The organism is Gemmiger formicilis (genome assembly GCF_016900095.1).
Lineage (GTDB): Bacteria > Bacillota > Clostridia > Oscillospirales > Ruminococcaceae > Gemmiger > Gemmiger formicilis_A.
This window is the reverse complement of record NZ_JACJJP010000008.1, coordinates 28083-47725: the sequence shown is the minus strand read 5'-3', so window position 1 is coordinate 47725 and position 19643 is coordinate 28083. Positions and strand designations below refer to the sequence as shown.

General features: G+C 60.4%; 20 protein-coding genes and 1 tRNA gene. 14 read left to right on the top strand and 7 right to left on the bottom strand.

Annotated features, from left to right (window positions below; genetic code table 11):
• Nucleotides 1–108 precede the first annotated feature (108 nt).
• Entirely contained in the window at nt 109–423 is a 315-nt protein-coding gene (locus H6B15_RS05510) for a hypothetical protein (RefSeq protein WP_204646923.1), read from the top strand.
• On the opposite strand, the gene H6B15_RS05505 is transcribed toward H6B15_RS05510, so the two are convergent.
• Nucleotides 402–477: transfer RNA gene (locus tag H6B15_RS05505), tRNA-Met, on the bottom strand. The two genes, H6B15_RS05510 and H6B15_RS05505, sit on opposite strands and share 22 nt — an antisense overlap.
• A 243-nt stretch (nt 478–720) precedes the next feature.
• Here H6B15_RS05505 and H6B15_RS05500 point away from each other — a divergent pair.
• On the top strand, nt 721–1482 hold the full coding sequence (locus tag H6B15_RS05500) for a winged helix-turn-helix domain-containing protein (RefSeq protein ID WP_204646922.1): 762 nt from the start codon (nt 721–723) through the stop codon (nt 1480–1482).
• Nucleotides 1466–2692 (top strand): MFS transporter, encoded by a 1227-nt coding sequence (locus H6B15_RS05495; protein WP_204646920.1) that lies wholly within the window; start codon nt 1466–1468, stop codon nt 2690–2692. The genes H6B15_RS05500 and H6B15_RS05495 overlap by 17 nt, the downstream gene beginning before the upstream one ends.
• A 53-nt stretch (nt 2693–2745) precedes the next feature.
• Here H6B15_RS05495 and H6B15_RS05490 read toward each other — a convergent pair whose 3' ends face one another.
• From H6B15_RS05490 to H6B15_RS05470, 5 genes are all read right to left on the bottom strand, one after another.
• On the bottom strand, nt 2746–3414 hold the full coding sequence (locus H6B15_RS05490; protein WP_204646919.1) for a DUF6320 domain-containing protein: 669 nt from the start codon (nt 3412–3414) through the stop codon (nt 2746–2748).
• A complete protein-coding gene (locus tag H6B15_RS05485) occupies nt 3411–4676 on the bottom strand; it encodes a phthiocerol/phthiodiolone dimycocerosyl transferase family protein (protein WP_204646918.1) in 1266 nt (421 codons plus the stop codon). The genes H6B15_RS05490 and H6B15_RS05485 overlap by 4 nt, the downstream gene beginning before the upstream one ends.
• A gap of 21 nt (nt 4677–4697) precedes the next feature.
• Nucleotides 4698–5696 (bottom strand): alpha/beta fold hydrolase, encoded by a 999-nt coding sequence (locus H6B15_RS05480; protein WP_204646917.1) that lies wholly within the window; start codon nt 5694–5696, stop codon nt 4698–4700.
• Nucleotides 5697–5728: 32 nt separating this feature from the next.
• On the bottom strand, nt 5729–6664 hold the full coding sequence (locus tag H6B15_RS05475) for a hypothetical protein (RefSeq protein ID WP_204646916.1): 936 nt from the start codon (nt 6662–6664) through the stop codon (nt 5729–5731).
• 115 nt (nt 6665–6779) lie between these two features.
• A complete protein-coding gene (locus H6B15_RS05470) occupies nt 6780–7571 on the bottom strand; it encodes an IclR family transcriptional regulator (RefSeq protein WP_204646915.1) in 792 nt (263 codons plus the stop codon).
• Nucleotides 7572–7909: 338 nt separating this feature from the next.
• Between H6B15_RS05470 and eda the strand changes: the two genes are divergently transcribed.
• The 5 genes from eda to uppS all read left to right on the top strand — a co-directional run bounded on the left by eda (nt 7910) and on the right by uppS (nt 11960).
• On the top strand, nt 7910–8872 hold the full coding sequence (eda, locus tag H6B15_RS05465) for a bifunctional 4-hydroxy-2-oxoglutarate aldolase/2-dehydro-3-deoxy-phosphogluconate aldolase (RefSeq protein WP_204646914.1): 963 nt from the start codon (nt 7910–7912) through the stop codon (nt 8870–8872).
• Between the two features lie 58 nt (nt 8873–8930).
• Nucleotides 8931–9956, top strand: coding sequence for a sugar kinase (locus H6B15_RS05460; protein ID WP_204646913.1), 1026 nt, complete (start codon nt 8931–8933; stop codon nt 9954–9956).
• Between the two features lie 164 nt (nt 9957–10120).
• On the top strand, nt 10121–10660 hold the full coding sequence (locus tag H6B15_RS05455; protein WP_204646911.1) for a biotin transporter BioY: 540 nt from the start codon (nt 10121–10123) through the stop codon (nt 10658–10660).
• A 93-nt stretch (nt 10661–10753) separates the two neighbouring features.
• On the top strand, nt 10754–11221 hold the full coding sequence (gene ruvX, locus H6B15_RS05450) for a Holliday junction resolvase RuvX (protein ID WP_204646910.1): 468 nt from the start codon (nt 10754–10756) through the stop codon (nt 11219–11221).
• 13 nt (nt 11222–11234) lie between these two features.
• On the top strand, nt 11235–11960 hold the full coding sequence (gene uppS / locus H6B15_RS05445; protein ID WP_204646908.1) for a polyprenyl diphosphate synthase: 726 nt from the start codon (nt 11235–11237) through the stop codon (nt 11958–11960).
• Nucleotides 11961–12006: 46 nt separating this feature from the next.
• Here the strand turns inward: uppS and bsh are convergent, their stop codons facing one another.
• Nucleotides 12007–13005 (bottom strand): choloylglycine hydrolase, encoded by a 999-nt coding sequence (bsh, locus tag H6B15_RS05440; protein ID WP_204646906.1) that lies wholly within the window; start codon nt 13003–13005, stop codon nt 12007–12009.
• Nucleotides 13006–13232: 227 nt separating this feature from the next.
• On the opposite strand from bsh, the gene H6B15_RS05435 reads away from it, so the two are divergent.
• From H6B15_RS05435 to H6B15_RS05410, 6 genes are all read left to right on the top strand, one after another.
• The gene (locus H6B15_RS05435) at nt 13233–13574 is read left to right on the top strand and encodes a heme transporter CcmB (RefSeq protein ID WP_204646898.1); all 342 of its coding nucleotides are present in this window, start codon (nt 13233–13235) and stop codon (nt 13572–13574) included.
• Nucleotides 13571–15301 carry an ABC transporter ATP-binding protein/permease gene (locus H6B15_RS05430; RefSeq protein ID WP_204646897.1) on the top strand — a complete coding sequence of 577 codons (1731 nt, stop codon included), beginning with the start codon at nt 13571–13573 and terminating at the stop codon, nt 15299–15301. Before H6B15_RS05435 ends, H6B15_RS05430 begins: the two co-directional genes overlap by 4 nt.
• Nucleotides 15298–16956 carry an amino acid ABC transporter ATP-binding/permease protein gene (locus tag H6B15_RS05425; RefSeq protein ID WP_204646896.1) on the top strand — a complete coding sequence of 553 codons (1659 nt, stop codon included), beginning with the start codon at nt 15298–15300 and terminating at the stop codon, nt 16954–16956. Before H6B15_RS05430 ends, H6B15_RS05425 begins: the two co-directional genes overlap by 4 nt.
• Nucleotides 16956–17294 carry a nitrous oxide-stimulated promoter family protein gene (locus H6B15_RS05420; RefSeq protein ID WP_204646895.1) on the top strand — a complete coding sequence of 113 codons (339 nt, stop codon included), beginning with the start codon at nt 16956–16958 and terminating at the stop codon, nt 17292–17294. Before H6B15_RS05425 ends, H6B15_RS05420 begins: the two co-directional genes overlap by 1 nt.
• Nucleotides 17291–17695 (top strand): YbaN family protein, encoded by a 405-nt coding sequence (locus tag H6B15_RS05415; protein ID WP_204646894.1) that lies wholly within the window; start codon nt 17291–17293, stop codon nt 17693–17695. The genes H6B15_RS05420 and H6B15_RS05415 overlap by 4 nt, the downstream gene beginning before the upstream one ends.
• Before the next feature lie 381 nt (nt 17696–18076).
• A complete protein-coding gene (locus tag H6B15_RS05410; protein ID WP_204646893.1) occupies nt 18077–19582 on the top strand; it encodes a carbon starvation CstA family protein in 1506 nt (501 codons plus the stop codon).
• Nucleotides 19583–19643: the final 61 nt, after the last annotated feature.

Genomic DNA, 19643 nt, shown 5'->3' with positions numbered 1-19643 from the left:
GTTGAATCTATCTACAAGGCTGCTTTTCTCAGCCGGGTAGCAGGGTAAGCAAACAAAAGGCCCAGTCTCCAGCTGATGCCGGATACCAGGCCATAAATAAAGACGTATATGAAATTGCTGTTATCACTATCGCAATCAGAAAACCGGCAGAACCAACAAAATCCTGCCGGAAAATTTTCCATACTTCTGCGGCGATTTTTTCGCCTAAAACCGAAAAAGGCCGCCAAACTCCCAGAAGAGGGGAGCCTGACGGCCTTCTATAGACGGAAATCCCTGCCAAAACCGCCTGACAGCGGTGGCGACAGTAATGGAAAAAGCCTGCACTCAGCAGGCTCCAAAACGTCGTATTTTGACGATACAGCAATAAAAAATTGGCCGACAGTAAAATCGGCCAATCAATGTGGTTGCGGGGACAGGACTTGAACCTGCGACCTCCGGGTTATGAGCCCGACGAGCTACCATCTGCTCTACCCCGCGATATTTGGTTGCGTCTCTTTCGAGATAGCTTAATTACTATACCATGCGTACAGGAATTTGTCAAGCCTTTTTCTCAAAAAAGTATAAACTTTTTTTGCAGCCCTCCCCAAAACGGCCGTGGCCGAAGCACGTAAGGAAAAAATGGCGAAAAAGTTGGCAGGGACAAGGCAGAAAATGCCATTTTCTTCTTGACATCACAATAATTGTAATGATATAGTTTGTGTAATGAAAGGGGATGGGGTCATGAAACAGACAGAGACGAAGAAAAAGACTTCCCGCGGTGGGGGCAAACAGCCGGCAGCCGTGCCGGTGCCCACCGATGCAAACGCAAACAGGGATGCGGTCGGTGCAGTGGACGCTGCGGACCGTTCCAACCCTCCCACAGAGCCCAAGGATACGGACAAGGTCTTTAAGCCCCGGTTCCGGGATGATATGCTGATTTTGAGCGACGAAAAAGATGTGGCCATTTTCATGCACCCGCTGCGCCAGCGCATGCTGGAAAAAATGATGATTCTGGCCGAGCCGGTGACCTCCAAGCGGCTGGCCGACGAGCTGGGCATTGCTCCCAGCTCTGCCCGGCACCATATGCTGAAGCTGGAATCCATCGGGGTGGTGGAAAAGGACCATCAGGAGCTGGTCCACGGCATTCTGGCTACCTACTACCGCCTGACCGACAAATGCATCTCGCTGGATGTTTGCAACACCGGTCTGTGGGACCCCACCCGGCTTCTGCTGGAAGAAAATGCCCGCCAGGTTCGGGAAGGCGTCCTGAAGATGATGAAAGACTGGCAGCAGAGCCCCAGCCAGGACTGGAATGATGCCTGGGGTTTGATGGAGACCAACGGTGTCATCCATCTGACCCGGCAGGAAGCCCTGGAACTGCGGGACATGATCGGCGATTACCTGCAAAAGCACAGCCAGCCGCGCCCCGGCACGGCGCCCATCCGGTTCGACATGATTTCCTACAGGGCAGGGGAGGTAAAGGAAGATGATGGCAAACACTGAAACGGCACCCCGCCGCCGGTTCAATCGAAATCTGTTCCTGGTCTGGCAGGGCATGGCGGAATCCAAAATCGGCAGCGTGTTGTATGCCATTGCCATCGGCATCTGGGTGTACGACAAAACCGATTCCGCCGCCTGGATGAGCATGACCACCGCTATCAGCTATTTCGGCAACATGCTGCTGCAGCCTCTGGGCGGGGTGCTGGCCGACCGCTTCAACCGCCGTAACCTGGCCGCCGGCAGCGATGCCGTCTGCGGTGTGACCATGCTGGCGCTGGGAGCACTGGCACTTGCCGGCAAAATGCAGGTCTGGCAGGTGCTGCTGGTGGCGGCCATCAGTTCTGTGTGCAGCGCAGTGCTGTATCCGGCCATGAACTCTCTGCTGCCCCAGCTGGTGGAGCAAAATAACCTGATGCGGGCCTCTGCCCTGATGCACAGCACCCAGTCTACCATCCAGATGATCGGCAACGCGGCGGGTGGCTTTCTGGTGGTGCTGTTCGGGGTGCCGGGCATTATTCTGTTCAACGGGGCCACTTTTCTTTTCTCCTCTGTCACGGAGTGGTTCATCCAGGTGCCCGACGTGCCCCGTGCCTCGGAATCCCACAGCTTTCTCCGGGATTTTGCCGACGGATTTGACTACCTGAAGCATCACCGTGGACTGACTACCATGATGCTTGTGGGCGCCACCGTCAACCTGACCTGCGGCGGATTTACCGGCATCGTGTATGCCTGGTGCCTGGAGAAGGGCATGGACATTCCCCAGTACGGACTGTTTCTGGGGGCGGAAAGTGCCGCCATGCTGGCCGCCACCGTACTGATGACCCTGGTGCCCATTCCGCGCCGCCGCCGCTGGCATGTGTTGGCACTGGCCAATGTGGGATACAATCTGCTGTATATCGGGGCCATGGTTACATCCGGGTTCCGGGTTTGCACCGCTCTGTACACAGGATTCTCCTTCTGCAACATGGTGGCCAATACGTTCATGTATCCGGCCTTGATGGAGGCCATCGAGCCTGCCTACCATGGCCGGATCCTGGCCCTGTTCAATGCGGCCTGCGTGGGCACCACCGCCTTTTCCATGGTGGCATACGGGTTTCTGGGCGACATTTTCGGCGTGGTGCCGGTATCTCTGGCGGGTGGAATACTGACGGTCATTCCCGCGGTGTTGTTTGTAAGCAATTCCACCTTGCGCAGACTCCTCACCGAAGAATAAAAAACGCCTCTCTTTCGGGCAGGAAAGAGAGGCGCTTTTTGATGAGAAACTCTTTACATGTGCAGCCGCTTGGCAAACTCCGACCAGAGAGCCCGCCCTTTGAAGATGACCAGCCCCAGAAAGGTGATGACGCTGACAATCAGGCAGATGACCCAGGGCAGGGCGGCGCGGGTATGACGGATGGTCAGCACAACATAAGGCACCACGCCCACCCCGATGTTCAGCAAAAGATAAATCAGGCCGTTTTCAGTGAATTTCCGGTTGATGAAGCCAAACAGGAAATTCAGCACCAATGTGGCGGTACACAGGATGGGAATGACCAGATCAATGGAAACATTGCCCCAATCCAGGAACCAGTCACAGAACCATACCAGCAGGGAAGCCCCCACCAGAATCTGGAACAGCAGCTTGGGGGCATTGTGGCTGCCCAGCATCAGGGCACGCAGCAGCAACAGGGCAGCGGCCACGCAGGCCGCCACCACCAGACTCCAGTGCAGATGCCAGTCTTCCTGTAAAAGGAAGTCGATGGCGGCGCACACCACCACCCCGGCCAGCAGGAAAAAGGCAGCCAGCTTGAAAAACAGCGGGGTGCGCCGTCCCGGCGGCGGAGCCGGGGGAAAGTAGGGGATATCCGGTTCATCAGGGCCGGACAAAGGGCTTTGGCAGAGGGGGCAGTAGGAACCGCTGCCCACCTGGATATGGCAATGTGGGCAGGTTTTCATAGACTTTGCACCTCGCTCGCATACAGGGTGATGGACAGTCCGGAATCGGCCAGACTGCGGTAGAAGTTTTTCAGAACGTTGGTGCTGCGGTACGCCGAGGTGGTTCCCAGCACCAGGTCGTCCCCGTAGGAACAGACGGTGGTAAACAGGGAGGGGGTGCTGCAATAGGCGGCAAATCCCCGGATGTATGGGCGCACGGCTTCGGGCACAGAAACCCGACCCATGTTGGAAATGGTCAGGGTCACCTTGCGGGCTTCCACCCAGTTACACAGCCCCACCACCCAGTTCTTGAAGAAGAGGGGGACAGGCCGCACACCGGGAATGCGCTCAAACCGTTCAAATCCATCCATCTGCGCCTTGATGCGGTCCTCCGAAAGGGCGTCCCGCAATTTGGCGTCAAACTCTCTGGCCAGCTCGTCCAGAGTTTCCTCCCCGGTAAAGATATGGGCCACCCGTACGGTGTTGAAAAAGTTGCGGGCGGTGTCGGAAGGAAAATAGTTGCGCAGGTTCACCGGCAGACCCACAGCCAGGGCGTGCCCCCGCTCCATGGAGGGCATCTCCCGCCAGGCAGCCAGCATCTGGGCAGCGGCCAGGTAGCTGGTCATGCTCACCCCCAGCGCCCGGGATTTGGCCAGCACCTGGGAAGCGGACAGGTGGGCCTCAAAAAATTGGGTCTGGTCCAGGGGCAAACGCCGCCCGTGCAGACGGCATACCCGGCGTTTGGCGGCCGGGTCGGGCGCGGATTTGGAAGCCCGGCGGGCCGCATAGAACTTGGAATAGGCATTCTGTTCCATGTCGGCGGCAGAAGCACCCTCGTCCCGGGCTACCCCGGCCAGAGCGTCGGGGTGCTGCAGCTGCAGATAGTTGTGCACCAGGCATTTGAGAAACACCAGACCGCCGTTGCCATCGGTCAGGGCGTGCAGCATCTCCACATTGATGCGGGCACCGTAGTAGCTGACCCGGTACAGCAGGGCGTTTTTTTGGTCCGGACCGTACAGCGCCGAACAGGGCTGCTTGTTTTCCGGCTCGGGGACCGGCAGCTTGTCGGTGGCTTCAAAATAATGCCAGAAAAGCCCCCGGTGCAGGGTGACTTGAAAATTCGGCAGTTCCCGGGCGGTGCGGTCCAGGGCCCGGGCCAGCAGGTCCGGGTCCACTTCCTCCTTCAAGGTGCAGCTGATGCGGAACACCCGCGGGTCACGCCGGTTCATGGTGGCCAAAAACAGCTTGGCCACATTGTCCACTTTATACCAGTTTTCCGGCACGGCAAAGCCCCCTTTCTGCGGTCAAAGCTGCCGTTGGATAAACCGTCCCACGCTGTCCATGGCCTGGGCGGCGCTGCGGATGGGCATCTGCTGGAACACATGCCAGCAGTCTTCATACACTTCCAGCGTGCTGAAAACGTTTTGCTCCTGCATCTTGCGGTGCAGCTGCTCCGAATCGGAGTACAGAATCTCGTTGGTGCCCACCTGAATCAGGGTGGGAGGCAGGCCGCGCAGATCGGCAAACAGCGGCGAGAAGCATGGCGAAGCAAAATCGGTGCGGGTGCTGCAATAGGCGGCGCGCACCGATTCGATATACTGCATGGTCAGCATGGGGTCCAGGGATGCCCGCTCGGTGTAGCTGGCACCGGAGGCAGTCAGATCGGTCCAGGGGCTCATGAGAATCAGGGCCCGGGGCTGGCGGCGCCCCTGTTCTTTCAGGCGCAGGGCCAGTTCCAGGGCCAGATTGCCCCCGGCGGAATCCCCGGCCACAATGATGTCCCGGGCACCATATCCCATATAGGCCAGGTGGTCCCACACGGCCACGGCGTCGGTCAGGGCGGCGGGGTAGGGATGCTCGGGGGAAAGCCGGTATTCAAAGGAGAGCACATCGCAGCCGGCGGCCAAGGCCAGTTTGCTGGCCAGCACCCGGGCATAGCCCAACTGGCCGCAGGTGTAACCGCCGCCGTGGCAGTACAGCACCACATGACGGCGGTCGTGTCCGGCCTCGATGCTCACCCATTCCGCCGGCACCGGCACCGGGCCGCCGCGGACGGTCAGCGGGTCGTTGCGCAGCCCCAGGGTGGGGCTGACCAGGCGTCCGAACAGCTCCTGCCCGGCGCGCTGACGTTCCAGGTCGTCGGGGTTGGTGGAACCGGAGGATGTCACGCTGTGCACCGCCTTGATGGCGCGCATCATGGGGGTCAGCTGGTCGGTCTCGGGTGGGCGCTTGCGCCGCGCGTGGTGCAGCTTGCTCCGGTCCACCGAGAGCCGGCCGCGGGGATTCTTGGGCAGATCAGCCATAGAAAAAAGGTCCTTTCGGTATTCAAGAAAAATCAGTCCGGCAATGCCGCCTGCAGCCGTACCCACAGGGTACGGAACAGCGGGGGATGGGCCGTCGGCAGTCCGCACAGCCGCCACACCGCCTTGCGGTCGGGAAAGCACCCGCGCTTGGTATAGTGCCGGTACAGCAGTTTCAGCTGCCGGTCCTTGCCGCTGCCCGGCAGGTGCAGCACACAGATAGGCACCAGACAGTAGTTGGTGGAAACAAAATAGTGCCGCGCGCCCAGCCAGTACCGCCAGATATAGGCGTTGGCGGCCCGCACCGGATGGCCGCTGCGCAGGGCCCGCCAGGCCGCAATGCAGAGAATCACCTCGTCCCCGTCCTGGGGCAGTACGCTGCGGGCCTGCATCTCCTCATAGACGGTGCGGCACAGTTCCATAAAGTTCCGCAGCCGTGGGGCGCTGCCGGCAATCAGCTCACCGCCGAAATGGGTCAGCACATGGGGCGCTCCGTCGGGGTCCAGCGCGTCGCAGCAGCCGCTGATGGCCGCCGCCATGGGCTGGCTGGCCGGATGGGGAACCTGGTACAGCAGCACGGCCTCGTTGGCTTCCCGCCACAGATCGGTGAAGGGATACTGGGTGTAGGTGTCGGTGTCCAGCAGGACACAGTGATCGAAGGTCAGGTTCTTCAGCACCCAGTCCATGGCGCACAGCTTGTAGAAGGCCAGCGACCAGGGCAGATCGGCGGCAAAGCGGAACCGGTCGAAGGGGCAGATGTGGATGCTGACACCGGCCCGGGCCAGCTGCTTGTCGAAGGGGGCAGGCAGCGGGTCATTGGTGACCAGCGCCACCTCGCAATCGGGATTCTGCTGCTTGGCGCTGACCAGTGTCACCACAATGCAGCGGTAGTATACCTCCCGGCCGCGGTTGGCATCGGCGTTTTCCCGGAAACCGTCCATGGCGGCAAAGGCGCTGAAGATCAGATTCATGGCAGGTCCTTCCCTACTATTATAAATACATAATATGAAATAAAGGTAAACATGGCCCGTTTTTTTCGGGCATGCCGGCTTCATTATACAAGGCGGCCCAGGGTTTGTCCACCTGTCAGGTTTGGCTCACAAGACCTAGGTCATGCAGAATGTCGGCCCGGGTCTCCAGGGCCAGGGTGCTGATGCGGCGGATGCGCTCTGCCGTCATGTAAGGCGCCAGACCGCTGATGGAGAAAGCACTGTCCGCCCGGCCTCCCGGCCCCGGAATGGCCAGGGCCACACACCGGATGCCCAGCTCGTTCTCCTCGTCGTCGATGGCGTACCCGCAGTTGCGCACCGTCTGCAGCTGGGAGCGCAGCTGGTCCAGATCGGTGACGGTGCGGCCGGTCAGCTTCTGCAGCCGGCTGTGGTGCCAGATCTGTTCCACCTCCGCGTCGGGCAGGGTGGCCAGAATGGCCTTGCCCACCCCGGTGCAGTACAGCGGGCTGCGCAGGCCCACCCGGCTGGACATCCGCATGGGGCCGCTTTCGGTTTTATAAATGTAGACCACATCCGCCCCGTCGCGGATGACCAGGTGGACGGCTTCGGCCGTGCGCTGGGAAAGACGTTCCAGATGCAGTTTGGCCACGCTCATAATGTCCATACTGTTGACAATGCCGGAGGAAATCTCAAACATTTTCAAGGTCAGGCGGTATTTGCCGGTCTGGGCGTCCTGCACCGCATAGCCCAGGCTGACCAGACTGCCCAACAGCCGGTGGGCGGTGCTTTTGGCCAGATGGGCTTCGTTGGCCAGGTTCTGCAGCCCGGCGCCGGCGGGGTGGGCCGCCAGTACCTCAATCAGTTCAAAAATGCGCGAAACGCTCTGCACGCCGCCGCGGTCAGCTTCTTTTTCGGGTGTTTGTGCCATCCAAGGGGCCTCCTGTATGGAAATTTACAAAATGTTCATAATTTTAAAGTTGCCGTTCCGGAAGACGGAGAAAATCTCCTCTGGTTCCACAATACGGAACTAAGTATAGCAGGAAAGAGCCGATTTCGCAAGAGGCATGCCGAATGATGGAACGCGTGCAAAAACCACAAAATCCAACGGCGAACGACTGGCAATTTTGCCCGATTGACGCGGGGAAAGGGAGTTTGTATAATAAAATCAGCAAATTGCGGAACGACGTTCCGATATATGGAACCACACGAACGCAAATTTGGTACGGTAAAAACCTCAGGAAATTTCATGCGAAGGAGAAATGTGCTATGAATCCGGTAGTACAGCGCGTTTACGAAATCGGTATTATCCCTGTTATTGCTTTCAACAGTGTGGACGAGGCCGTGCCTCTGTGCAAGGCCCTGGTGGCCGGCGGCCTGCCCGCCGCGGAAGTCACCTTCCGTACCGCCTGCGCCGAAGAGTGCATCAAGAAGATCCATGACGAAGTGCCTGAAATGCTGCTGGGCGCCGGCACTGTCCTGACCGAAGATCAGGCTGACCGCGCCATGGCTGCGGGCGCCTCCTTCATCGTTGCCCCCGGCTTTGATCCCAACGTCACCAAGCACGTCATGGAAAAGGGCGGCCTGATGATGCCCGGTACCTCCACCCCCGGTGAGATGCAGCAGGCCATGAACCTGGGCTGCGAAGCCATCAAGTTCTTCCCGGCCGAAGCCAACGGCGGCGTCAACATGCTGAAGAACATCGGCGGCGCCCTGAAGACTGCCAAGTGGATGTGCACCGGCGGCATCAACGCCAAGAACGTCAACGAGTACCTGGCCAACGACCAGATCTTCGCTGTGGGCGGCACCTGGATGTGCAAGAGCGACAAGATCAAGGCCGGCGCCTGGGACGAAATCACCGCCATGTGCAAGGAAGCCGTCGATGTCATGCTGGGCCTGGAACTGGGCCACATCGGCATCAACTGCGCCGACGACGCCGAAGCCGCCAAGACCGCTGAGGCTCTGGGCACCATGCTGAGCATGGTTGTTAAGCCGGGCAACTCCAGCATCTTCGTGGGCAACAAGGCCATCGAAGTCATGAAGAAGCCGGGCCGCGGCACCCATGGCCACATTGCCATCAAGACCAACAATGTGGATCGTGCCATCTACCACCTGGGCCTGCGCGGCGTCAAGTTTGATATGGACTCCAAGAACGTCAAGAACGGCAAGACCACTGCCATCTACATGGCGGACGAGATCGCCGGCTTTGCCATTCACCTGGTCCAGAAATAATCGAACCCCCCTACGGTACCCAAACTGAAAAGTTCAAGTATAAAAGGAGAAGTTTCCCATGAATGTTGTTACTTTTGGCGAACTGATGGTCCGTCTGCAGCCGTACAACTACGAGCGTTTTGTGCAGGCTGATCACCTGGAATTCACCTTCGGCGGCGGCGAAGCCAACGTGGCCGTTTCTCTGGCCAACTATGGCGCCCATGCCATCTACGTCACCAAGCTGCCTGCCCATGCCATTGGCCAGGCCGCTGTGAACAGCCTGCGCCGCTACGGCGTGGACACCACCAAGATTGTCCGTGGCGGCGACCGTGTGGGCATCTACTACAACGAGAAGGGCGCTTCTCAGCGCGGCTCTGTCTGCATCTATGACCGTGCTCATTCCGCCATCCAGGAAGCCACCACTGCCGATTTCGACTGGGATTCCATCTTCGAAGGCGTGGATTGGTTCCACTTCACCGGCATCACCCCGGCCCTGGGCCCCAATGTCGTCGACATCTGCCGCGAAGCCTGTAAGGCTGCCAAGGCTCATGGCGTCAAGATCAGCTGCGACCTGAACTACCGCGGCAAGCTGTGGACCCGTGAGGAAGCCCGCGCTGCCATGACCGACCTGTGCCAGTATGTGGACGTCTGCATCTCCAACGAGGAGGATGCCAAGGACGTGTTCGGCATCGAGGCCGAAGCCACCGACATCTACGCCGGCGAGATCAACCGCGAAGGCTACAAGAGCGTGGCCAAGCAGCTGGCCGACAAGTTCGGCTTCGAGAAGGTTGCCATCACCCTGCGTGAGAGCCATTCCGCTTTCGACAACGGCTGGAGCGCCATGCTCTACGACGTTGCTTCCAACGAATACTGCTTCAGCAAGAAGTACGACCTGCACATCATCGACCGCGTCGGCGGCGGTGACAGCTTCGGCGGCGGCCTGATCTATGCTCTGCTGTCCGGCAAGAGCACCCAGGATGCCGTGGAGTTCGCTGTGGCTGCTTCCGCTCTGAAGCACTCCATCGAAGGCGACTACAACATGGTCACCGTTTCCGAGGTGGAGAAGCTGGCTGGCGGCGACGGTTCCGGCCGTATCCAGCGCTAATCGATTTCCCCCTATACGGTTTACCTTCCCAATGGAAGCCCCGGCTCTGCCGGGGCTTCTTCCTTTGTCTGCGGTTGACGCGGCGGTGCCCCCTGCGATATACTGAAAACAAGTGATGTCCGCCCCCGCGGCCTTAAAACAACAAGGAAAGAAGGAATGCCTCCATGCATACCACCACCCATCTGCGCCTGCGCAAGATGATCCTGTGCGCCCTGTTCACCGCCCTTACCGCCGTCTGCAGTCAGATCCAGGTTCCCATGCCCTGGGGCGTGCCCATCAATCTGGCGCTGTTTGCCTCGTACATGTCGGGGCTGCTGCTGGGTGCCGTGTGGGGCGCGGGTAGCCAGCTGGTGTATCTGCTGCTGGCTGCGGTGGGGGTTCCGGTCATGGCCGGGCTTTCCGGCGGTCCGGCGGTGCTCTTCGGCAAGACCGGCGGCTATGCCATCGGCTTCATGCTGGCAGCGCTGCTCACCGGCGCGCTGGTGCAGGTGTGGGGCCGTGGATTCTGGCGCATGTGTGCCGCCATGGCGGTGGGCTGCGTGGGCTGCTATGCCCTGGGCACCGTCTGGTTCATGGTCATCACGGGAACCGGTGTGTGGCAGAGCCTAGTCTGGTGCGTGCTGCCCTACCTGCCGGGAGATGCGCTCAAGATTCTGCTGGCCGCCCTGTTGGCCCAGCGGCTGGACAAGCGCATGCACCTGTGAGCATTGCCTTGTGTGCAACGGGCCCCAATGGTATAATGAAAGAACAAGCGGCCCTGCGCCGTACATTTTGCATCGGTTTGGAGGGCTTTGCCAATGAAATGGATTGCAGTGGATTACGGGGATTCCCGCACCGGCCTGGCCGGGTGTGACCCCACCGAACTGGTCTGCGCACCGATCACGCCGCAGATCGAGGAAAAGAGCATGAATCGCGCCGCCCAGGCGGTGGCGGCGGTGGCTTTCCGGGAAAAGGCGGAAGGCGTGGTGCTGGGCCTGCCCAAAAATATGGACGGCACCGAGGGTTCCCGCGCCGCCAAGAGCCGCCGCTTTGCCCAGCGTCTGGCCGACGCCTGCGGTATGCCGGTGGTGCTGTGGGATGAGCGGCGCACCACCGTGTCGGCGGCTGCCATCCTGGCCGGCAACGATACCTTCGGCGCCAAGCGCAAGGAGCGGCTGGACTCGGTTTCCGCTGCCGTCATTCTGGAAAGCTTTTTGAACTGGCGGCGCCAGCATCCCGGCGAAACCGCCCCCGAGACCGTGCCGCCCCAGTCGGCCCAAGAGTGAAAAGGAGACAACCATGCCTGCCAACGAAAAACGCATTCCCACCCATGCCGCCATCATTGTGGACGGCAACCGTCGCTGGGCCCGTCAGCGGCTGATGCCCGCCAGCCTGGGTCACAAAGCCGGGTTTGAGCGCCTGAAGGAGATCACCCGCTACGCAGTGGGGGACTGCGGCGTCCATGTACTGAGCCTGTACGTCTTTTCCACCGAGAACTTTGCCCGGGATGCCAAGGAAGTGGGCTACCTCATGGACCTGTTTGCCAACAACTTCCGCACCATTGCCGACGAGATGAACGAGCGGGAATGCCAGGTGCTGTTCAGCGGCCGGCGGGAAGGCCTGCAGCCCCGGGTTCTGGACGCCATGGACTACATGATGAACCTGACCAAGGACAACAAGAAGGGCATCGTCAACTTCTGTCTGAACTACGGCAGCCACGCCGAGATCACCGACGCGGTGCGTGCCATCGCCGGCGAGGTGAAGGAGGGCAAGCTGGATCCCGCCGCCATTGACGAGCGCACCATCGAAAGCCACCTGTACCGTGACCTGCCCCCGGTGGACCTGCTGATCCGAACCAGCGGGGAGGAGCGGCTGTCCAACTTCCTGCTGTGGCAGTGCGCCTACGCCGAATTCTACTTTACCCCGGTGCTGTTCCCGGACTTCGACAAAGCCTGCTTCGACGAGGCTCTGGCCGAATACGCCCGTCGGGATCGCCGGATGGGCGGCAACACCAAGAAGAAATAAGAAAAAGAGCCCGTTTCCGCAGCTGCGGAAACGGGCTCTTGCGGTTTCAGCGGGTTTCGGGAATCTTGCCGTTCAGATGTTCCACATCCTGGTGGTCTTTCAGGGCAAACCGGAACAGGCTGCCGGATTCCAGGCCCTCGGCGTGGAGGTGCACCGCCCGGATGCGGTTGTTGTCGTAGGTCTTGAAGTAGTAAATGCCCTTTTCGGCATCCATGCAGCAGGAATAGGTGGTGATGTCGCACTTGTCCTCCGGCGTGCGCACACTGCCCCGCACCATGGCCACCCCGTCCAGAACGTGGAAAAACTGGGCTACTGCTTCGGAGGGAGTGTCCCCCCACACTGCGTTGGCCTTCAGGAAGCAGGCTTTCACATACCGGGACTGGGGCGAAAAATCCCCCGGCAGCCCGATGGCGCCCATGCCCTGCCCGTAGACGGATAGGGGAAGAGCAGGGGCAAACCGGTTTTCCGCCGGTTTGGGGGACAAATGTTGAAAATTGTTCAGCGCTGCCAGCTGGTACGGGAAGGGCGGATTGTTGGTCAGCACCCCGACAGGGTCCTCATACAGATGCAGCCCGTCTTTCCTGGGCTCCGCCACCAGGGCCCCGATGGCGTCGGCAATATGCCAGTGCAGCGGTGCCAAAGGATAGCCCGGGGCAAAGGGAATGCCCACCAGCTGCACCGAGGCAAGCAGTTCCCGGGCCTGGGCCAGGGTTTCGCATTGCCCCAGCACCAGCGGAATCAGCTCATAGGGGGTCACGGCCTCGCCGGTCACTTCCTCCCGGGGCGGGTAAAAGGCGTTGCCGGGAAAATTCAGCCCGGCCATATACAACCCCGCTTCGTTCACCGCCTCGGCATACAATGGATATTCGTTGGCCACATTGGCCATGCCGATCATAGCAAGATGCTTGGGCAGGGAAGGGCGGCAATGAAACCGGAATTCGTACCCCCGCGGTGTGATGACCACCTGTTCCCCAAAGGAATATTCCAGGTCCAGGTTGCGCCCGTGCAGGCATAAGGGCGAAGATACGGTGATGCTTGTACACATGGGAAAGGTCCTCCTTGTTGGCTCTTATCAACAGTATGCCCGGATTGGCCGGGAAAAGCAAGGGGAAAGCACCATTCTGTCATCAAAAAAACTTTTTTTCGGAATGATTGACAAACTGTGACCGGCATGGTAATATACTTAAGTTAGCGCGCTCTAACCATGGGCGCGCTTTACTTTGAAATAAAAGTTAGTCATAGCAAACTTACGGCGAGGGAAAAGGACAAGTCATGAGAAAAAAACTGTTGTACGGAGCCCTGATTCTCAGCGGATTGCTCACGGTGCTGCAGCCGCTGACAGGGTCTGTGGTGCATAAGATGGCTGCCAGCATCTTTCTGGTGCTGTGCGTGGGGCATATGATTGCCTGCCGCAAAAAGCTCACCGGTGCGGGGGTAGGGCTGCTGGTTCTGCTGCTGGCTGCCTTTGCCACCGGTGTGCCGGCCCTGATGCAGGGCGGTCTGGCCGGGGCGGTGCACGGGGTGCTGGGCATCCTGTGCCTGTGCGCCATGGCGGCCCACGGCTTTGCCCGCCGCCGCGCCCTCAAATCTTCGGAAAGGAAACGTTCTTCATGATGATCAACAAGCGCCTGATCGCCACGGTCGGGGAAAGCAAAAAGTACATTGCCGCCAACGTGGCCCTGCAGTGGGTATCCCTGGCGACCAACATCCTGATCATGGGCATCTTCTGCCGGGCGCTGGCCGGATTGTGGACCGGCGCGCCCCTTTCCCTGGCCCGGGCGGCTGCCCTGGTACTGGGGGCGGTGGCGGTGCGCATCGCCTGCGGCGTGGGGGCTTCCCGCATGGCCTATCTGTCCGGCCGGGCGGTCAAGCTGCGGCTGCGGGGACTGATTTACGACAAGCTGCTGCGGCTGGGCGCCTCCTACCGGGAGCGGGTCAGCACCGGCGAGGTGGTGCAGGTGGCAGTGGAAGGGGTGGAACAGCTGGAAACCTATTTCGGCGCCTACCTGCCCCAGTTCTTTTATGCTATGCTGGCCCCCCTGACCCTCTTCGCGGTGCTTTTTGGCGTCAACCTGCCGGCGGCCGCGGTGCTGCTGGTCTGCGTGCCCCTGATTCCCGCCGCCATCGCGGCGGTGCAGACCTGGGCCAAAAAGCTGCTGAGCAGATACTGGGGCCAGTACACCGCCCTGGGGGATACCTTTCTGGAAAACCTGCAGGGGCTGACCACCCTGAAAATCTATCAGGCGGACGGATTCAAGAACGAGGAGATGAACCGGGAATCGGAAAAATTCCGCCGCATCACCATGAAAGTGCTGACCATGCAGCTCAACTCCATCACCATCATGGACCTGGTGGCCTACGGCGGCGCGGCGGCGGGCATGGTACTGGCGGCCGTGGCTTTCCGAAACGGCCACGTGGGGCTGGAAGGGGCTTTGTTCATCATGCTGCTGGCGGCGGATTTCTTTCTGCCTATGCGGTTGCTGGGCAGCTACTTCCACATTGCCATGAACGGCATGGCTGCATCGGAAAAAATCTTCCGCCTGCTGGACACCCCCGAACCCAAGCCGGGCACCCGTACCATCGGCCGGGATGTTTCCATCCGGTGTGAGGACCTGACCTTCGGGTATGAGCCGGACCGTCCGGTGCTGCGCGGCGTGGACCTGCCCATCGGGCAGGGCGCCTTTGTGGCCATCGCGGGGGAAAGCGGCTGCGGCAAATCCACCGTGGCCGGGGTGCTCACCGGACGCAACCGCGGCTGGTCCGGCCGGGTCACCGTGGGCGGTGTACCTCTGGATAAAATCGCCGAGGAAAGCCTGCTGGCCAATGTGACCTATGTGGGCCACCAGAGTACCCTGTTCAAGGGCACGGTGGGCGACAACCTGCGCATGGGCAACCCGAAAGCCGACGACGCCGCGCTGTGGCGGGTGCTGGAGGAGGTCCGCCTGGCGGACTTCCTGCGCAGCGAGCAGGGTCTGGATACGCCGGTGGCCGAGCGCGGCGCCAACCTGTCCGGCGGGCAGTGCCAGCGCCTGGCCCTGGCCCGGGCCATCCTGCACGACAGCCCGGTGTACATCTTTGACGAGGCCACCTCCAACATTGATGTGGAGAGTGAAAACGTGATCATGGACCGCATCCGCGCCATGGCTGGTCGCAAAACGGTGATTCTGATTTCTCACCGGCTGGCCAACCTGGAACCTGCTGACCGCATCTATGTGATGCAGAACGGCCAGGTGGTGGAGGCCGGTACCCATGGGGAGCTGCTGGAACGGCGGGGTGTGTATGCCCGGCTGTGGAACGCCCAGCAAAAACTGGAAAATCTGTGTGAGGAGGAAACCCAATGAAACGACGGAGCGGTTTTGCGGTGATGGGGCAGCTGATCGGTCTGGTCCGCCCCCTGTCCGGATACATGGCCCTGGCGGTCACCATGGGGCTGGCCGGGCATCTGTGCGCCGCCTTCCTCACCGTGTTCGGGGTGTACGCTCTGTGCACGGTGGTAGGCTTGGCGGCACCGCTGGGCATGACGGGCCTGTTTATCGCCATGGCGGTCATGGCGGTGATGCGGGCAGCCCTGCGGTACGGGGAACAGGCCTGCAACCATTTCATCGCCTTCAAGCTGCTGGCCCTGCTGCGGGACAAGGTGTTCCGGGCGCTGCGGGCACTGGCTCCGGCCAAGCTGGAAGTGCGGGATAGGGGCGACCTGATCAGCGTGATCACCTCGGACATCGAACTGCTGGAGGTCTTTTACGCCCACACCATCTCCCCGGTGCTCATTGCGGTGCTGTTCAGCGGTGTGCTCACCCTCTTTATCGGGCAGTATCATCCGCTGCTGGGGCTGCTGGCTTTGGGCGCCTACCTCTGCATCGGATTGGTGGTGCCGGTGCTGATTTCCCGGGCCAGCGGAGCCCACGGGCTGCGGTTCCGCACCCGGTCGGGAGAACTGAGCAGCTTTGTGCTGGACAGCCTGCGCGGTCTGTCCGAAACCCTCCAGTACGCCCAGGGGGCCCGGCGGCGGCAGGAACTGGATGCCCGCACCCGGGCTCTGGTGGAGGAGGAAGCCCGCCTGAAATGGACGGCAGGCTGGGGCATGTCCCTGACCAGCGCCCTGATTCTGCTCTTTGACCTGGCCATGCTGCTGGCTGCGGCGGTTCTCTACCGCTCTGGGCAGGTGGGATTTGACGGAGTTCTGGTGCCCACCGTGGCGCTGATGAGCTCCTTCGGTCCCACGGTGGCCCTGGCCAACCTGGGCGGCACCCTGCAGAACACCTTTGCCGCAGGCAACCGGGTGCTGGATATTCTGCAGGAAACCCCGCTGGTGCGGGATGTCACCGGTCAGGCACCCACCGAGTTTACCGGTGCCGACGCCCAGCGGGTCAGTTTTGCCTACAATGACCAGCCCATCCTGCGGGACTTGTCGGTGCAGGTGCCCCGGAATCAGATTCTTGGCATTGTGGGGCGCAGCGGCAGCGGCAAGTCCACCCTGCTCAAGCTGTTCATGCGCTTCTGGGAGGTGGACAAGGGAGAAATCCGCCTGTCCGATCGGCCGGTGGGGCAGGTGAACACCGTCGACCTCCGTCGGATGGAGGGCTATGTCACCCAACAGACCCATCTGTTCCAGGATACCATCCGCAACAATCTGCGCATTGCCCGTCTGGACGCCACCGACGCCCAGATCGAGGAAGCCTGCCGCAAGGCATCGGTGCATGAGTTCATCCTCTCTCTGCCCCAGGGGTATGATACCCCGGTGGGGGAACTGGGGGACACCCTGTCCGGCGGTGAACGCCAGCGTCTTGGCCTGGCCCGTGCCTTCCTGCACGATGCACCCTTCCTGCTGCTGGACGAACCCACCAGCAACCTGGACAGCCTGAACGAGGCGGTCATTCTGCAATCCCTGCGCCGGGAACGGGAAGGCCGCACGGTGGTGCTGGTATCCCACCGGCAGTCCACCATGCGCGTTGCTGACCGGGTGGTGACGGTGGACGCCGGGAGGTGCAGCTGATGGAGGTGCAACACAAGCGGGAGCGGGAACAGCAGGTGGTGGCCTGTATGATCGAACTGTATTGCCGCAAGCAGCACCACACCAAAGGAGAACTTTGCCCCGACTGCGCCGCTCTGCTGGAATATGCCCGGGCTCGCAGCGCCCGCTGCCCGTTTATGGAGCACAAGACCTTCTGTTCCCAGTGCCCGGTACACTGCTACAAACCGGAGATGCGGGAGAAAATCCGGCAGGTGATGCGGTTTTCCGGCCCGCGCATGCTGCTGGTACACCCGGGCCTGGCCCTGCGCCATATGGCCGAAACGCTGCGGCAGAAACTGCAAAAGGAGACCCAACAATGAATCTGAAACGAATGCTGTACCTGATGCTTGGCTTCCTGGGCCTGATTCTGGGCGGGGTGGGGGCGGTGCTGCCCCTGTTGCCGGCCTTCCCGTTTTTGCTGATGGCGGCGGTCTGCTTCGGCAAAAGTTCCGAGAAGCTGGACCGCTGGTTCCGCTCCACCAGACTGTACAAAGAAAACCTGGAAAGCTATGTGGCAGGGCGGGGAATGACCACCGCAACCAAGGTGCGCATCATGGCGACGGTGACCGTGCTCATGAGTATCGGCTTTGTCATGATGCACGCGGTGCCGGTGGGGCGGATCGTGCTGGGCTGCGTGTGGGTGTTCCATGTGCTGTACTTCCTGTTCGGGGTCAAGACCATTCCCGGCGGGGCCCGGGACCGGCGCGAGGAGGATGCCTGAATTCTTCTACCCCATGCGCTGCTGCACTTTGTAAAATACAACCCGGATTTGCCGGGAACGGTGCCGGTTGCACCCGGCAAGCCCGAAAAAAGAAATCCGGTTTCAAAACCTCACGTTCTTTCGTGAGGTTTTTCTTTTTGGAAAAATGCGCCCGTCAAAAGGTCCCAAAACCATCCGCGGCACAAACCACGCTGTGGGGTCAAAATTCCAGAAAATTGGCGAAATGGGACAAAAAAATTAAAAAAATATTGAATTATTGTGACAGAGTGCTATAATAACAGACGGGGAAATCAGGAAAATCCATAGTAGAGAAACCCTGTGAAACATTGTAAAAACAGCACTGCGCGAAACGGTGCTGAAATGATAAAGGGAGGAATCTTTATGGTAAGTTTTGTTATCTGCCTCGCCATTTTGGTGATCGGCTACTTTACCTACGGTAAAGTGGTGGACAACACCTTTGGCCCGGACGATCGCGAAACTCCCGCCGTGCGCATCAATGACGGTGTTGACTATGTCGTGATGCCCCAGTGGAAGCTGTTCCTGGTCCAGTTGCTGAACATTGCTGGCCTGGGACCGATCTTCGGCGCCATGCAGGGTGCTCTGTGGGGACCCATCGTGTTCCTGTGGATCACCTTCGGCACCATCTTTGCCGGCGGCGTTCATGACTACTTCTCCGGTATGATCAGCGAACGCAACGAGGGCGGCTCCATCGCCGAAGTGACCGGCAAATATCTGGGCCACGCCATGCAGAACGTCATGCGTGTGTTCTCGGTGGTGTTGCTGATCATGGTGGGCACCGTCTTTGCGGTGGGCCCTGCCGGCCTGATCGTCACCCTGTGCAAGAACTTCGGTGCTACCGGCTTCCTGGCCACCACCCTGTTCTGGCTGGTGCTGATTCTCATCTATTACTTCATCGCTACCTTCGTTTCCATTGATAAGATCATCGGCAAGATTTATCCGCTGTTCGGTATCTGCCTGGTCATCATGGCCATTGGTGTCATCGTGGGCATCTACACCAACCCCGAATTCACCATCCCCGAAATCTGGACCCATCTGTACAATATGCACCCCTCTGCCACCCCCGTCTGGAGCTTCATGTTCATCACGGTGGCCTGCGGTGCCATTTCCGGCTTCCACTCCACCCAGTCGCCCCTGATGGCGCGCTGCATGAAGAGCGAGAAGCAGGGCCACTTCGTCTTCTACGGCGCTATGGTCGCCGAGGGCATCATCGCCCTGATCTGGGCCGCTGCCGGCTGCGCTCTGTATGAAGTCACCGGCGGTCTGAACACCGGCCTGGCGGCTGCTCTGGCAGAAGGCCAGTCTGCGGCCATCTACGACGTCTGCTCCCGCACCATGGGCGGTGTGGGCACCGCGCTGGCCATGATCGGCGTGGTTGTCTGCCCCATCACCTCCGGCGATACCGCCTTCCGTTCCGCTCGCCTGACTCTGGCCGACTGGTTCAAGATCGATCAGGGCTCTTATGCCAACCGTCTGAAGCTCTGCATCCCCGTTCTGGGTGTCGGTGCCGTTCTGGGTATCGGCAATGCCCTGGGTTACATTGATTACACCGTCATCTGGCGTTACTTCAGCTGGACCAACCAGACCCTGGCCATGATCGTTCTGTGGGCCGCTTCCATGTTCCTGTATGTGGAAAAGAAGAACTTCTGGATCACCGCTGTGCCCGCTACCTTCATGAGCGCGGTCTCCAGCACCTACTTCATCCTGGCTCCGGAATGCCTGGGCGGCCTGGTCAACGGCAAGACGGCCGACGGCGCCACCGTGTACAACACCGCGGTTGCGTATCCCATCGGTATCATCTTTGCCATTGCCCTGCTCGTCATCTTCCTGATGGCCACCAAGAGACATTCGGCAAAAGCGCAGGCCTGAGCCTTGCGCGGCTGAGCCGGCAAACGTACAACAAGGAGCCGGCCGCTGTTCAAAAGCGGCC